This window comes from Streptomyces shinuiensis (assembly GCF_043660855.1).
GTDB lineage: Bacteria > Actinomycetota > Actinomycetes > Streptomycetales > Streptomycetaceae > Streptomyces.
Genome location: NZ_JBIHML010000005.1, coordinates 32,899 through 47,414, shown reverse-complemented (window position 1 = coordinate 47,414; position 14,516 = coordinate 32,899). Strand labels below are relative to the sequence as shown.

Here is a 14,516-nt window from a genome sequence, read left to right as displayed (position 1 = left end):
ATCTTCTCTTCCGCCACGTCGGCCGCTCCGTCGCTGTCGGTCCGGAAGCCACCCCCGAACCGTGTGGCGCTTCACGACCGCACGACCGCCCAAGACGACCAAGCTCGGAGGGCGATCGGGTCTTCGACCCACATCACCATCGGAATACTTCCGACCTCCGACGAGTCCGCGAACGTTCGTCGACCGTGAAACCCGAATGGAGCTTCGCTCCGGTCACGACGACGCGGGAAGTCGATGCCCGAACGACGCCGCAGCCCGCGAGGGAGAAGATCAAGCAGATCCCGGCGACCGACGTCGATGCGTCGGGTGCCGGTGCCGTGTGGTTGCCACGACCTCCCCATCCCGCCGGCAGCGGAACCACGAGGTTTCCTGGGCCGAGTCGCCGGGCTCCGGGCGGACGGTCGACGCCGTTCGCGACACCGTCCGCCGGCGGCTCCGTCGTGAGGCTTCAGCGTTCCCGGAAGCGGTTGATGGCGTCGAGGTGCTTCTCGCGTGTCTCTCCGTCGCGCACGCCCATGCCCTCGCGGGGGGCCAGGCACAGCACGCCGACCTTGCCCTGGTGGGCGTTGCGGTGCACGTCGTGGGCGGCCTGGCCGGTCTCCTCCAGCGTGTACGTCCTGGACAGCGTGGGGTGGATCTTCCCCTTGGCGATCAGACGGTTGGCCTCCCAGGCCTCGCGGTAGTTGGCGAAGTGGGAGCCGATGATGCGCTTGAGGCTCATCCACAGGTAGCGGTTGTCGTAGCTGTGCATGTAGCCGGAAGTGGAGGCGCAGGTGGTGATGGTGCCGCCCTTGCGGGTGACGTAGACGGAGGCGCCGAAGGTCTCGCGGCCGGGGTGTTCGAAGACGATGTCCACGTCCTCGCCGCCGGTCAGTTCGCGGATGCGCTTGCCGAAGCGCTTCCACTCGCGCGGGTCCTGGGTGTGTTCGTCCTTCCAGAAGCGGTAGTCCTCGGCGTTGCGGTCGATGATCGACTCGGCGCCCATGGCGCGGCAGATGTCGGCCTTCTGGGGGGAGGAGACCACGCAGATGGGGTGGGCGCCGCCGGCCAGGGCCATCTGGGTGGCGTAGGAGCCCAGGCCGCCGCTCGCGCCCCAGATGAGGACGTTGTCGCCCTGTTTCATGGCGGCGCCGTTGCGGGAGACCAGCTGTCGGTAGGCGGTGGAGTTGACCAGGCCGGGGGCGGCGGCCTCCTCCCAGGACAGGTGGGCGGGCTTGGGCATGAGCTGGTTGGACTTGACCAGGGCGATCTCGGCCAGGCCGCCGAAGTTGGTCTCGAAGCCCCAGATGCGCTGTTCGGGGTCGAGCATGGTGTCGTTGTGGCCGTCGGCGTTCTCCAGTTCCACCGACAGGCAGTGGGCGACGACCTCGTCGCCGGGCTGCCAGGCGTTGACGCCGGGGCCGGTGCGCAGCACCACGCCGGCCAGGTCGGAGCCGATGATGTGGTACGGCAGGTCGTGGCGCTTGGCCAGCTGTGAGGTGCGGCCGTAGCGCTCCAGGAAGCCGAAGGTCGGCAGCGGCTCGAAGATCGAGGTCCACACCGAGTTGTAGTTCACCGAGGAGGCCATGACCGCCACCAGGGCCTCGCCGGGGCCCAGCTCCGGCACGGGCACCTGGTCCAGGTGCAGGGACTTGCGCGGGTCCTTCTCCTGGGTGGGCATCCCGGCGAACATGTCGGCCTCGTCCTTGTGCACGGTGATCGCGCGGTAGGACTCGGGCAGGGCGAGGTGGGCGAAGTCCGCTGCGGTCGCGTCGCTACTGAGGATGGCGCTGAGCAGTTCTTCCATGGGGTCAATCACCGTTCGGGATCGGCACGCGCGCAAGGGGCACGTGGTATGTCACTCGCGCCCCGGCTCGGGCACGACGGGTTGGGGGTATGCACGGGTGGGCGCGCCGGGGAGCCGACGCGGGTGTCCGGTCCGCCGCAGGGCGCAGTGGACCGGCGGCGCCGGGGAGCGCGCATCCGAAGCGCCGTGCGTCGACGGCGCGTTCTCGTTCTCTCGACATGAGCCGGACCTCAGCGGCATCGGTCGGTTCAGGGCGGTGGAGCAGGACTCGCGTGCGGCCGGGTGCAGGCCGTGGGCCGCCGTCCTGTGCGGCATGCTCGCGTCACAATGTGACCGTTCGGCGACCAGGGCCGGTGCCCGGCCGGACGGGAGCCGTTCGCCCGCTTCGACGCACGAGCGGTGGCTGTGGGGCGGTTCCGGCCCGGCCATGCTCACCCGGGGGACGCGCATCGTGTGCGCAGGACCTTCCGGGTGCTGGATTCGCGTGTCACGTGGGGTCCTCCACGCTCTCCTCTCCGCCGGCCAGCGCGAGCAGCAAGCCGTCGTGCACAACGGCGGGGCTGGAGGTGAGGAAGACGAGGACACCCCTCTCCGGAGCGGTGATCTGTGCCAGTTCCTCCCCGAAGGGGTCGAGCACCGATCCCAGCCGGGCACCCGCGTCGACCTCCGCGCCGGTCGTGAGGGAGGGTTGCCACCAGCCTTGGACGGGGCTGCGCAACCAGATGAACCGGCTCATGTGGCGGATCCGGCCGGCGGCAGGCGCGGTGTCCGGGCCGTGCTCCGGCAGCATCCGCAGGTGGCGCAGTGTCCGCCGTAGCCCACTCACGTGGTCGGCCACCGCGTCGGCCGTCACCAGGCCGCATCCGCCCGCCTCGGCGATGATCGCGGGAATCCCAGCTTGGGCCGCCGCACTGCTGGTGGAGCCGGACACCGCTGCTCCGACACGCTGTTGGCGGATCGCCAAGGGCAAACCGAAGGCGACCGCGAATTCCCTGGCCCGGTCGGCGACCGGGGAGTCGTCGTGGAGGGTGAAGGGACTCAGCGCCTCCACCAGGTCTCCCGCGTGCAGGTCGATCAGGGCGTCGCTACCGCGTACGAAGCGGCTGAAGAGGAAGTCGGCGAGGCGCTCCGAGTGGCTCCCCGCCGGATCGCCGGGGAAACAGCGGTTGAGGTTCTTGCCGTCGTCCGGAGTGACGAAGGGCGTCCGGTCCCGGAACGCCGTGGGGTTGGCGATCAGAACGGCGCGCACTGTGCCGGACAGGTGTTCGGTGTCGAGCGTGCGCATGAACGTGCGCAGTGCCGTCATGGGCGCGTACTCGCACCCGTGGACGCCCGCGAGCAGGGTCAGCACCGGCCCGGGGCGGGCTCCGTGGGCTTCCACGACCGGGATTTCGAGGTCGGTCCCGTCATGGCAAGAGAACCTGACCAACTCTCTCGTGATCATTGTCCCCCCTTCTCCGTTTCATGATCGATCGGGAGTGGTCGCACTCATGAGGTGGCGGGATCCCGGGCGGCGTCGGTGCCCTGGCACCGTGTGCTCGTGTCAGGGCTCCGGCCGTGGCTCACGATCTTCGTACTCATCGGTTTGTCCGGCGTCTGTAGCGGTTGAAGCGGGCTCGGGCTTGGTGACGCGTCGCCGGAGCGTCCGGCGGTGGCGTCGGCCCGGGTCGGGGCCGACCGACGGGGCACCGTGAGCGACAGGCGCCGGACGTCGTGGCAGGCAAGGGGTCTCGGCTCCTCGCCACCGGTGTACCGGGGGCGTTCGCGGGCCACGATGACGGAAGCGCGGGCGAGCACGGCCAGGGTGGCCCGGCGTTTCCGGGAACATCGCGGACGGACGGACCTGGTGTTCGTCCGGCTCGACCAGGACCTTTCCCGCCCGGAAGGACTCCCCACGCTCCAGCGCCGTCCGACCGTCCGCGCCGACCCGCGCAGTGCCACGGGTGCGGTTGCGCGGCACGTGGAAGGCGAGTTCGCCGGTGCGCCGGCGACGGACGAGCGACCGCCGCCGGGTGCCGGGTCGGGCGGCGTCCCGTTGTGGTGGCGACATCCCACGGCACCGCCCGCGGAGATCCTCCGCCGGACGGTGTGCGGGACGCGGGTGGTCGGACACTGCTCCAGCCTGCTCCTTCGGGACACGACAGGCCTCCGGCATGGACACGGTCCCATCACGTGCCGGTCAGTCCTGCCCGTGCCGACACACATGTCGGTGATCCTCGCGCAGGCCGCCCCGAGACGACCGTCACCCAACGATCACACCCCGCTCCCGATCGGTCATTCGCCACTCCCTCGGCCGAGCCGCCGGTCGGCGCAGTGGATCGCGGCCTCGGCGAGTGCGCGACTGCGCGGGTCGGCACTCACGTGCGACTGTTCTTGGACCGTGATGTAGCCGAAGGCGACCCGCCGTCCGGGATCGGCGAAAGCCAGCGGACCGCCCATGCCGTAGTGGCCGAAACAGTCGGTGTCCAGCCCGCCCATGGGGCGTGTCGGTTCCGGGAGCATGAACCCCGTCGCGTAGCGCCGGTAGTAGCCGACAACCCGGTCCACGCCGGCCGCCTGCTCGGCGCGTGCGGCCTCCACGGCCGCCTCGTCGAGCAGCCGTACGCCGTCCACCTCGCCCGTGAAGGCAGCGTAGAGCCGGGCGAGTGAACGAGCATCGGATACCCCGTTGGCCGCCGGAACCTCCGCCGAGAGGTACGCCCGACTGTGCTCCACCGGGAGGATGTCCGGGTTCAGCAGGGCTTTGGAGGCGAACGATGCCGGGTCCTGGAGGGCGCTGCGCAGGGCACGGGCCCGCGGGTCCTGCTGCAGCTCGGGCGAGGGGGGCGGAGCGGGAAGCAGGTCGACGAGTCTGGGGCGGACCTCCTCGGGCATCCCGATCCACAGGTCCAGGCCGAGCGGTCCGGCCAGTTCCTCCCGCACGAGCGTGCCCACGGTCCGGCCCGTCAGCCGTCGGATGATCTCGCCGGTCAGCCAACCGTAGGTCAGATCGTGGTACCCGTGCGCGGTGCCCGGCTCCCAGTTGGGGCGTTGGGCCGCGACCGCCTCGACGGCAGGCTGCCAGGCCAGGATGTCCTCCACCGTCAACCGGCGGTCGAGGGCGGTGACGCCCGCCTGGTGGGTGAAGATCCACCTGATCGGAATCCTGTCCTTGCCCTGCTGGGCGAACTCCGGCCACACCTCGGCGACCGGCATGTCGAAGTCCAGCAGACCGCGGTGGGTCAGTACGTGCGCCAGGATCGCCACCACGCCCTTGGACGCGGACCGGATCACCTGGACCGAGTCGAAACGGTGGGCGCCGCCGGTCAGGTCCACCACCGGAAGCCCCGCGTGGTAGACGCACACGGCGGCACCGGTGTCGCCGCGCTCGGTGAGGTTGCGGGCGAACTCCTCCGCCACCCGCTCGAAGCCGGGGGCCACGAAACCGCCGAAGCCGTCGACGGCCGCGTCGAAGGTGCGCGGCGTACGCGTTTCCGGCGTCCGGTCCGTCGTCGTTTCCCGCTTCATCGGCTGTGTCGGCGTCATTCCCCGGCCCTCTCGTCCTGCTGCTCGACCACGGCCTCGACGAGCGCGGCAGCGGCCTTCGCGGCGTCCAGCGCCGCCTGTGCCGTCGGGGCCACGGCTCGTACGGACGCGACGCGGGAGAAGGAATCCCGCACCTCGGTGACCATCTCGCCGGGTGCGATCGCCGGATCGACGGCGACCACGTGCGGCATCGCGCGGGCCTTGTCCACGCCGGCCACCTCCACCACCCGACCGGGGAACCGCGGGACGGCGTACCAGACCGCCGCTCCGCCGGCCGCCTCGGCCACGGCCGTGCGGTTGCCACGGAGCCCGTCCAGGACCGACCGGCCCAGGGTCTGCTCGACCAGGAGGTCGATCAGGTCGATGCCCACCGCGTCCCGGACCAGGGTCGGGATGTCGTCCCCGGCGGGCCGCAGGTGGGTCTCCACGACCCGTACGCTTCCGTCGTCGGTCAGTTTCAGCTCGGTGTGCGTGACACCCTGACGGACACCCAGCGCCGTCAGCAACTCCTTGACCAGGATGTGGACGCGGGCCTCGGTCTCGGCCGGGATTCCCGCCGGGGCGACATGGCCCACCTCGACGCAGTGCGTCGGCAACGCGTGCTTGGCGACGACGGCCACCGGCAGGTGGACCCCGTCCTCCGAGATCGTCTCGACGCTGAACTCCGCGCCGGTCAGGTACTCCTCGACCAGGACGAGTGGATTCTCCACCCACTGCGCGCCGCCAGCCCAGGCCCAGGCGGCCTCGGCCTCTTCCGGGCCCGCGACCACGGTGACGCCGGAACTACCCGTGCCCTGGGCCGGTTTGACGACGACCGGCCAGCCGCGCTCGGTGCCGAAGGCGATGATGTCCGCCACCGAACCGGCCAGGGCGTTGTGTGTCGGGTCCACCCCCACCGCCCGCAGCCGCTCGCGCATCGCCAGCTTGTCGTGGACCAGGGTGACCGTCTCGGGCGAGTGCCAGGGCAGCTCGAGGGCCTCGGCCACGTGCGCCGCCTTGTCCTGGTCCTTCTCGCTGAACGAGGCGACGGCGGTGAAGGGGTGGCGTGCGTGCAGCAGCCGCGCCAGTTCGACCCATGCCTCGACCGGCGCCGTGTGCGCCAGGCCGTGGGCCCCGGCCGCCTGCTCGACCTCGCGGATGCTGGGGAGGACCTCGAGGCGGCACAGAAAGGTGGTCCGTGCGCCCGCCGCGCGCAACCGGACCGGGATGTCCCGGCCACCACCGACCACCAGGATGTGCGGGGTGGCCCGGGCACTGCCGTCATGTGACATGGAACTTCCAACTCTCCGTAAGGGCGAACGTAAGGGTGGGCCGCGGGACCGGACCGGGTCTCAACCGGCGGTGCCAAAGGCCCTGCGGGTCTCCCATACGGCCTCGCGCAGGGCCGCCTCGGTGGGGAGATCGAGCAGGGCGAACGCCATCCGGTCCGCGGAGGACTCGGGCGGCCCCACGACCCGGCCCGGATCCTGGCGCAGCCCGCTGCGGAACACACCCGGCACGGCGTCCAACGCGGCCGTGTCGTCGGGGACGACCGTACCCGGTCGATCGGCGGCCAGGAACAAGGCGGCGGTGTGCCGGAAACCCCGCTCCCCGTCGGGGATTTCCGGCTCGCGTCCCAGTGCGAGCAGCAGACAGGCCGCGTACAGGTCGACGCCGTGGGCCTGCGAGACCACGTCCATGAGGAAGTCGCCCGGAGTGCGGACGGCCGCCTCCAGGACCGCGGCCCGCCCGTCCGGCGCGAGCCGGAACTCCAGGTGCACCATGCCGTCCCGCATCCGCAGGGCGGAGACGACCTCGGCGCCGAGCCGGTCCCCGCGGTCTCGGATCTCCCGTTCCGCCGCACTCCCGCTGGGCCGGTGTAGCAGCTCCACGAAAGCGGGCGGCCCGGTGGTCGTCTTGGCCGTCAGATTGGTGAACAGGGGGCAGCCCCGCCGGACGAGCGCCTCCCAGCTGAACTCGTCGCCGGCCGCGTACTCCTCGACCAGCAGCGGCCCGTCACCGGCCCGGCGGGCTGCGACGTCCGCCCAGGCCGCCTTGTGCGGGACCTGCTCGACCCCGCTGCTCCCCGATCCGGAGAGCGGCTTGACCACCAGGGGGAAGCGCGGCGTCACCTCGGACAGGTCGGGAACCAGCCGGCTGGCGGGCTGGGGGATGCCGACCGCGCCGTAGAGCACGCGCTGCAGGGCCTTGTTCCGCGACACCTGGGTCGCGTACAGCCCGGGGCCGGGCAGCCCGTGCGCCTCGGCGACGAGCGCCGCCGCCAGCACGTGCGGTTCCGAGAAACCGAGCACACCGCGGGGGGCAGTACACCGGGCCAGTTCCGCGGCGGGGCCGACCCATGCCTCGTCGTGATCGGCAGCGGCAGGGTCCACCGACTCCTGACCGGCCAGCACGTCACCGAACTCGGCCCGGATCACGTCGAGCCGGGCGGGTGTCTCCACGACCGCGACCCGGAGGCCGAGGCGGCGGGCGGCCTCCAAGTAGCCCCGCCCCATGTTCCCGCTGCCGACCAACAGCACGTCGACACTCATCAGGCCTCCTTCTCCTCGGCCTCGTGCGGCTCCCCGGCCTCGAACTCACACTCCGCCGTGAACCACTCGACGGCCCGCCACAACGTGTCCAGAACCTCGGCACGACCGGCGCCCACCGCCACGAACGCGGCCAGCGAGTCGACGCTCGAACGCGCCTCGGTCACCACCGTCCCGTCGGGCACCGCGACCTCGAACAGGGTGATCCCGGGCAGTGGGCACGTGCGCGGGGCGCGGACCAGCCGACCGGGCGCGGGCGGGATCAGAGCGTAACCCGAGCTCGTCACGGGCCGGTCCGGAAGCCGCGGCGGGTCACCGCCGACAAGCCACGCGGACTGTGCCCGCAGCGGGTCGACGCCGAACGAGTGGACCAGCTGGTCCTGGACGTATGCGCCGCCCATCCGCGACCCGATCTCGTTGAGCAGCAGGGAACCATCGGGGAGTTTGAACACCTCCGCGTGGAAGGCGGTCGTCGGCGGGGTGGGCAGGGCTCGCACCGCCTGCTCGACCAGTTCGGTCAGCCGGGCACGGTCCGGGTCGTCGTGGTCGAGGGTCGCGGCGACCAGGCACTGCCCGTCCTGGAAGCCCAGCGCGGACGTGGTGGACGACGGCCAGCACAGGTGGACCCGGCCGTCGAGCACGAGACCGTCCACGTTGAACATCTCGTTCGGCACCAAGGTCTCGACCATCAGATGCGCGAGTCGGTCGCCGGCCAGATCGTCGCAGGACGCCAGGAAGGCGCGCAGGGACTCCTCGTCGCGTACGGCCGTGACGCCCACGGACGACGCCCCGCGGCGCGGCTTGACGATCAGCGGCAGGCCCTGACGGTCGACGAACGCGAGCAGGGAGCCGACGTGGTCGACCGCCGCGAAGGGCGCCACCGCGACGCCCGCCGCCGACAGCAGCTCCTTCATCACCAGCTTGTCGCGGTAGGCGACGGCGCTCTCCACCGACTGGCCGGGCACCCCCCATGCCTCCCGCAGCCTGGCGGCCCGCAGCAAGTCCCACTCGGAGTAGGCCACCACCCGGTCGAAGCCGTACCGCGCGTGCAGGCGGTGCGCGTGGTACTCGACGAGCGGGCTGTCGGAGTACCCGTCGACCTCGACGATCTCGGCGTACCCGGCACCGGCCCGGTCCGCGGTGCCGGGCCGGGTGAGGAGCACCGTGGTGTTCCCGGGCCCGAACCACGCGTCGTACGGAACCAGGTCCACGGGGAACCGGTTGAGGACGAGGATGTTCACGACGCGGTCCTTCGTGGGGTGCCGACGAGGGGGTCTGCCAGGGCCGTCGTACGGTTCAGCCGGGCCCACGACCGGTGCGCGATCGGCACCACGAGCCAGGCCGCCGCGAGCGCGGCCCCGCCCAGCAGCAGCCAGCCGGCCCCGCCGGCCGGCCCGAGGACCAGAGCGCCGAGCGCCGGCCCGAGGGTGCTCTGCACGGCCATGGTCAGGCCGAAGGCACCCTGGTACTCCCCCTGTCGGTCGGCCGGCGCCAGGTCGTAGGCGAGCCCCCAGGCACTGGCGGACTGGGCGAGCTCGGCGGCCGTCAGCAGGAGCACGCCGAGCAGCAGCAGGCCGGCGAGCGGCCACCCGCGCGGGGTGCCGGTCAGGGAGAAGACGGCGAAGGCGGCGGCGAGGAGCACCCCGGACCGACGGGCCAGTCGGGCCGCCGGCCGCCAACTGCTGGCCCATGCGCTCACCCGGACCTGGAGTCCGATCGCGAGGACGGTGTTCACCGCCATGAGCACCGGCACCAGGAAGTTCGGCGCCTCCGTGGCCGTGACGATCCACAGCGGTACGACCACGGCCAGCATGGCGCCGTGCAACGCGAGGACGGAGGACACCGCGACCAGCGAGAAGAACGGTCCGTCCTTCAGGGCCGCGAACCTGGGCGTGCCCGGCTCGTGCCGCCGCGGGGGGATGTGCGGCAGCCGCCGTGCCGCAAGGACGCAGACGAGGAAACTCACGCCGTTCACGACGACCAGTGAGTAGTACGCGGTGACGGTGCCCACCGCGATCACCACGCTCGTGGCGAGCGTCCCGAGGGCGAGGCCGAGGTTGGCCAGCGCCCGGAACTGTGCCCTGGTCTCCACTCGGTTCTCGGCCGGCACACAGGTCGCAACCAGGCTGGCCCAGGCCGGCACGGCACCGAACTCAACGGCGGCGACGGCACAGATGACACAGACGAAGACGGCGAACGAGGACACCCACGGGTAAGTCAGGAACAACCCGGCCTGGACGAGGGTCAGCACGGTGTACACCCGGCGGGCGCCCCACCGGTCGCTGACCTGCCCCAACAGTGGTGTGGCGAGGAAGCCGGTGAACCCGCTCACGGACATCCCGATGCTCACCTCGACCGAGGACAGACCGGCGACCTCGATGAAGAACAGGGCGCTGCCGGCCATGAAGAACCCGGTGCCGAGCGCGTCCACCAGCGCCATGACGGCCAGGGCCCGGACGTGACCGGCGGACTTCAGGGGCTCGAACATCCGCCAGGTGTGGACTCGGAGTGCGGCCGCGAAGAGCGGGCGGCTCACGCGACCGCCTCGATCCGTATCGCGGCGCGGGCCTCGGCGATCAGGTCGCGGCAGTGGTCGACGGATCGGCCGTGCGCCGTGATCCAGCCGTAGCGCGCCTTGTAGCCGCGCGGCGGCAGGCTCAGCACGTCGCCCGGGCCGGCGGTGAGCTCGACCTCCACGCCGGCCGGGAGGCCGCCCTCCAGGGTGAGCGACTTCACGGTCGTGTCCCGGTCCGGGTAGAGGAACTCGATGATCGCCACGCCGTTGGGCCTGCGGACCGGCACGGGGCGACGCCCGGCGGAGAGCTCGGCGGCGAGGAGTGCCACCGGGATCCCGGTGACGAGTGCGCCCAGGTGCGGGATCAGGTCGCCGCCGGGCCGGACGTTGACCTCGACCAGGCGTGGGCCCTGCGCGGTGAGCCGCCACTCGCTGTGGGTGACGCATCCGTGGACGCCCAGGGCCCGGTGGACGGCGGTGAGTTCGCGCTGCAGCACCGGGTCGTCGTACAGCGGGTCGGCGCCGTCGACGACATGCCCGCTCTCCTCGAAGAAGGGATCGAACGAAGTCGTCTTGCGGGCGATCACCAGCGGCTGGACCTCGTCCTCGGTGACCAGGCTGTCGACACTGATCTCCGGCCCGTCGAGGTACTCCTCGACGAGTACGCCTTCCGAGAACCGTTGCGGTACGTCCGGCAGTTGGGCCCCGGCGGCCACGAAGGCGGCGGCCATGTCGTCCGGGCCGTCCGCGCGCCGTACGCCGATGCTGCCGCCGAGCGCGCGGGGCTTGCACACCACGGGATACCCGATGGCGGCGGCAAGTTCGAGGACCCGCTCCCGGGTGGCGGCCGTACCCGCGCCCGGCGTCGTCACCCCGTGGGCGGTGAGGGTCTTGCGGGTGAGCGCCTTGTCCCGACACCGCCACACCGCGTCCGGCGCGGGACCCGGCAACCCGAGGGCCTCGGCGGCGCAGGCCGCCGGCCACACCATCGCCTCGTTTAGGCACAGCACGCCTGCGACGCCGTGGACCCGGGCGACCTCCGCCGCGTCCTTGCACAGGACGTCCGGGTCGAGCGGATCGGTCGGGCTCCACCCGGTGATGTACGGCAGCTCCCAGCCCGGCTCGGTGTCCGTCAGCAACCAGATCCTGTGGCGTCCGGACGCGGCGATCTCCCGGAACGCGTACTCCCGGAAACCGGGCGATCCGGAGCCCACGAGCAGCAGGGGACCGGCGTCGGAATCTCCGCTCCCGACGGTGTGCTGAGCCCCTGTGTGGTACATCGGGGTTCTCCTCTTTCTGGGTGGAGCGGTTGGCGCTAGGCGGCGGGGAAGAGCCCGTAGGCGCGGCGCAGCCGGCGGCGGCTCCGGTGCTCGGTGAAGGGCGTACGGCCGTGGACGAACCGGAAGTTGTCCCACAGTAGGACCTGCCCACGGTCGATCAGGACGGGGGTCTGGAGCAGGGGGTCGGCAATGAACTCGTCCCAGACGTCCAGGGCCGCCACGAGCTTGTCGTCCATCGCCCGGCCCTGGAGGGCGTGGCCCTGCTCGATGTAGCGGCGCAGGTAGTGCACCTCCAACCGGGACCCGGAACGAGACAGGATCGGGTGCAGCATCACCGGGTCCTCGGCGCTGTCGCCGGAGTGGAACGGCTGCACCTCCTCCAGCGGGGGAAGATGCTCGGGGGCGCGTTCGGTGAGCACCTCCACGAGCCGGACGGCGTCGACGAGGACGGTCTCCCCGCCCTCGTCCGCCGCGGACAGGCTCGCCAGCATCGCCACGTGCGGTGCCACGTCGAGGAGGGTGCCGTCGGTGTGGAAGCCACCGGTGAGGTTGGACGAGGAGTAGTGGCTGGACGCGAGGGCGGGCGCGCCGCTGACCTCGACGGGGTAGAAGAGCTCACCGGTGCGGTACTGCGGCACGGGTCGGCTGAGCGTGGTGAACAGGTTCCACACGGCGCTGCACAGCAACTCGTCGCCGAGGCCGGCGAGGCCGGTGTCCACCATGAGCCAGCCCTGGTTCTCGCGGATCTCGTGGGCGATGTGGGCGCAGGCGGCGTCCAGCGCCTCACCGGTCCCGGACGGGGCGCGGGTGGGCCAGGCGTCCAGCGGTTGGTCCGCGGGGATCTCGCGGGTCAGCAGAGCGGCCGAGGCATCTTCGGGAAGTCGGTACATGGCCGGGAAACCTCTCGGGTGGTTGGTCGGTCGATGACAGGGCTGGCCGGTGGTGACTCAGTCGGTCAGGGGCCAGGTGTCGAACTCGCCACGGGCGGTGCGCAGCACGTCGCGCTCGATCAGTACGTCGAGGTCGGCGCGGTCGCGCTCCAGCCGGCTGCGCATGGCCTGCTCGTGGAAGCGACGGACCGGCTCCGGAAGAGGAATCGCGCCGATCTCGGCGAAGCGCACCGCACCGGTGCAGTCGCGCACGGACATGGCTCGGCCGGCGTTCCACAGGTTGGGTGAGAACGGCACGTCGAGGAGGCCCCGCTCGACGGCGAGCGCGACCCGCTCGCCGAGGTCGGCGGCGTCCTGCGCGAGGATCGCGTCGAGGATCGCGGAGGATTCCTGAACGATCAGTTCCTCCTCGGCGTCCGCCTCCGGCGGCACCGGTGGCGCGCCGGGCCCTTCGAGGGCGGACTTGACGAGGAACAGACCCTCCGCGTTGTTGTCGGCGGACGGAATCCGGCTGGACTCCACGGCCGTCTTCAGCATGAGGCGGGTGGCCCCGCTCAGCCTCGCGGTGACGGCCGAGCCGCGCAGCAGGGCGCTGGACTTCTCCGCGTCGCCGGGGAACGCGGCCATGTATTGGTGGAAGACCGAGTACACCGCGACGTCCTCGTGGCCGTGTCGGTCCAGGTACCGGCGCCCGACCCGACGCAGGGCCCGGATGGCCCCGATGTCCTGGGCGCGGTTGCCCTGCTCCGCGTAGCCGAGGGACACGGACTTCACGCCGGCCTCGGCCGCGAGCAGGGCCTCCAGCACACACGACACGACAGCGATGCAGGCCGGGACCATGGCGGCGGTCAGGACGCCGAAGAACTCCCGGTCGATGGTGATGCCGAAGCGCTCGTGGTAGAGGCCGGTCAGCCGGTCCACGTACATCCAACGCGGCACCGAGTGGCGCGGCGAGTAGTCGCGGTAGTACGGCAGGTTGTACGTGAGCGCACCGCCCTCGAAGGCGGTCACCCCCGAGGCGTAGGTGATCTCGGCCAGCAGCCGCGGATCGCGGGTGGAGTGGCGGACCTGGAACGGGGTGTCGGGGAAGTGGGCTGTGATGGTGCGCCCTGCGGCGACCCCGTGGTTGACGAGCGGGAAGCCGTTCAGCCCGTGGAAGCTGTCCAGCCGCGCACTCGACTCCTTGAGTAACAGCTCCACCTGGTCGTGGAGGTTGTTGCGGGTGAGCGAGTCGATCTGGAAGGAAAGGACGTCCGCGCCGGCTTCGTGAAGTACGCGGAAGAGCTCGGTCTGCTCGGCGACGTCGGCGACCCCGGTCCGGGGGTGGATGAGCACCCGCACCTCCCGCTCCGCCCGGTCCTGCGCCGCGGCGAGATTGGCGCGGGCCGCGCAGGCAACGGCGCTCTCCTCCAAGCTCAGCGCCTGGTGCCCGGTGTGCCACTGGGCGAGCACCTCCTCGCGCTGCTCCTCGAAGGAGCCGAGGTCCAGCGGGGGCGGCGGGGCACCGACCCGGCCGCGCCTGTCACGGCGTACCGCGGCGGTGGCCGGAGTCGCGGCGCGTGCGGCCAGGTCCTCGTCGAGGCAGGAGACGACATGGGCCGGGTCGACGTATCCGAGGAAGACCCGCTGGAAACCGAGCGCGTACAGCTCGTCGACGGCGGCCTCGTCGTCGGTCAAGGAGGGGTTTCCGCCGAGGTACCAGACGGCGTCCTCGGCACCGTGCAACAGCCGCATCTCGTACAGGTCGCGCAGGTAGTACGCGGCGTGCCCGTCCATGTTGGACACCAGGACGGCGTCCGCGCCGCGGACCCGTTCGCACAGCTGGGCCGTGGTGTTCTGGGTCGACAGGAAGTCGACGGTGAACCCGGCCTGTTCGAGGGCCCGGCACAGGACGATCAGGCCGACGGAGTGCGAATCGCCGCCCACTCCGCCCAGGACGATGGTTCGGTTGCGTCGGTCGGTCACGGAACGTTCCTCTCCTGAAACGGGATG

Annotated in this window: 10 protein-coding genes; all 10 read right to left on the bottom strand. The window is 71.6% G+C overall.

The window, feature by feature from the left end; all coding sequences use genetic code 11:
* Positions 1-448: 448 nt before the first annotated feature.
* Positions 449-1,786, bottom strand: coding sequence for a crotonyl-CoA carboxylase/reductase (ccrA, locus tag ACGRHY_RS28830; RefSeq protein WP_394638602.1), 1,338 nt, complete (start codon positions 1,784-1,786; stop codon positions 449-451).
* Positions 1,787-2,273: 487 nt separating this feature from the next.
* On the bottom strand, positions 2,274-3,167 hold the full coding sequence (locus tag ACGRHY_RS28825; RefSeq protein ID WP_394638601.1) for a succinylglutamate desuccinylase/aspartoacylase family protein: 894 nt from the start codon (positions 3,165-3,167) through the stop codon (positions 2,274-2,276).
* An 893-nt stretch (positions 3,168-4,060) separates the two neighbouring features.
* On the bottom strand, positions 4,061-5,311 hold the full coding sequence (locus ACGRHY_RS28820; RefSeq protein WP_394638600.1) for a serine hydrolase domain-containing protein: 1,251 nt from the start codon (positions 5,309-5,311) through the stop codon (positions 4,061-4,063).
* Positions 5,308-6,582, bottom strand: coding sequence for an ATP-grasp domain-containing protein (locus ACGRHY_RS28815; RefSeq protein ID WP_394638599.1), 1,275 nt, complete (start codon positions 6,580-6,582; stop codon positions 5,308-5,310). Before ACGRHY_RS28815 ends, ACGRHY_RS28820 begins: the two co-directional genes overlap by 4 nt.
* Positions 6,583-6,642: 60 nt before the next feature.
* Positions 6,643-7,842: an ATP-grasp domain-containing protein gene (locus ACGRHY_RS28810; RefSeq protein WP_394638598.1), complete on the bottom strand. Its 1,200-nt coding sequence runs from the start codon at positions 7,840-7,842 to the stop codon at positions 6,643-6,645.
* A complete protein-coding gene (locus tag ACGRHY_RS28805) occupies positions 7,842-9,080 on the bottom strand; it encodes an ATP-grasp domain-containing protein (RefSeq protein ID WP_394638597.1) in 1,239 nt (412 codons plus the stop codon). The genes ACGRHY_RS28810 and ACGRHY_RS28805 overlap by 1 nt, the downstream gene beginning before the upstream one ends.
* Positions 9,077-10,375: an MFS transporter gene (locus ACGRHY_RS28800; protein ID WP_394638596.1), complete on the bottom strand. Its 1,299-nt coding sequence runs from the start codon at positions 10,373-10,375 to the stop codon at positions 9,077-9,079. The genes ACGRHY_RS28805 and ACGRHY_RS28800 overlap by 4 nt, the downstream gene beginning before the upstream one ends.
* Positions 10,372-11,634: an ATP-grasp domain-containing protein gene (locus tag ACGRHY_RS28795; RefSeq protein WP_394638595.1), complete on the bottom strand. Its 1,263-nt coding sequence runs from the start codon at positions 11,632-11,634 to the stop codon at positions 10,372-10,374. Before ACGRHY_RS28795 ends, ACGRHY_RS28800 begins: the two co-directional genes overlap by 4 nt.
* Before the next feature lie 35 nt (positions 11,635-11,669).
* Positions 11,670-12,524, bottom strand: a complete 855-nt coding sequence (locus ACGRHY_RS28790) for a TauD/TfdA family dioxygenase (RefSeq protein ID WP_394638594.1) — start codon at positions 12,522-12,524, stop codon at positions 11,670-11,672.
* A gap of 57 nt (positions 12,525-12,581) precedes the next feature.
* Positions 12,582-14,489 carry a cobalamin-dependent protein gene (locus tag ACGRHY_RS28785; protein ID WP_394638593.1) on the bottom strand — a complete coding sequence of 636 codons (1,908 nt, stop codon included), beginning with the start codon at positions 14,487-14,489 and terminating at the stop codon, positions 12,582-12,584.
* Positions 14,490-14,516: the final 27 nt, after the last annotated feature.

Bases quoted from the DNA above. Each gene is read 5' to 3' on its own strand.
- ccrA (WP_394638602.1), bottom strand. From the start codon at position 1,786: ATGGAAGAACTGCTCAGCGCCATCCTCAGTAGCGACGCGACCGCAGCG.
- ACGRHY_RS28820 (WP_394638600.1), bottom strand. From the start codon at position 5,311: ATGACGCCGACACAGCCGATGAAGCGGGAAACGACGACGGACCGGACG.
- ACGRHY_RS28815 (WP_394638599.1), bottom strand. From the start codon at position 6,582: ATGTCACATGACGGCAGTGCCCGGGCCACCCCGCACATCCTGGTGGTC.
- ACGRHY_RS28810 (WP_394638598.1), bottom strand. From the start codon at position 7,842: ATGAGTGTCGACGTGCTGTTGGTCGGCAGCGGGAACATGGGGCGGGGC.
- ACGRHY_RS28795 (WP_394638595.1), bottom strand. From the start codon at position 11,634: ATGTACCACACAGGGGCTCAGCACACCGTCGGGAGCGGAGATTCCGAC.
- ACGRHY_RS28790 (WP_394638594.1), bottom strand. From the start codon at position 12,524: ATGTACCGACTTCCCGAAGATGCCTCGGCCGCTCTGCTGACCCGCGAG.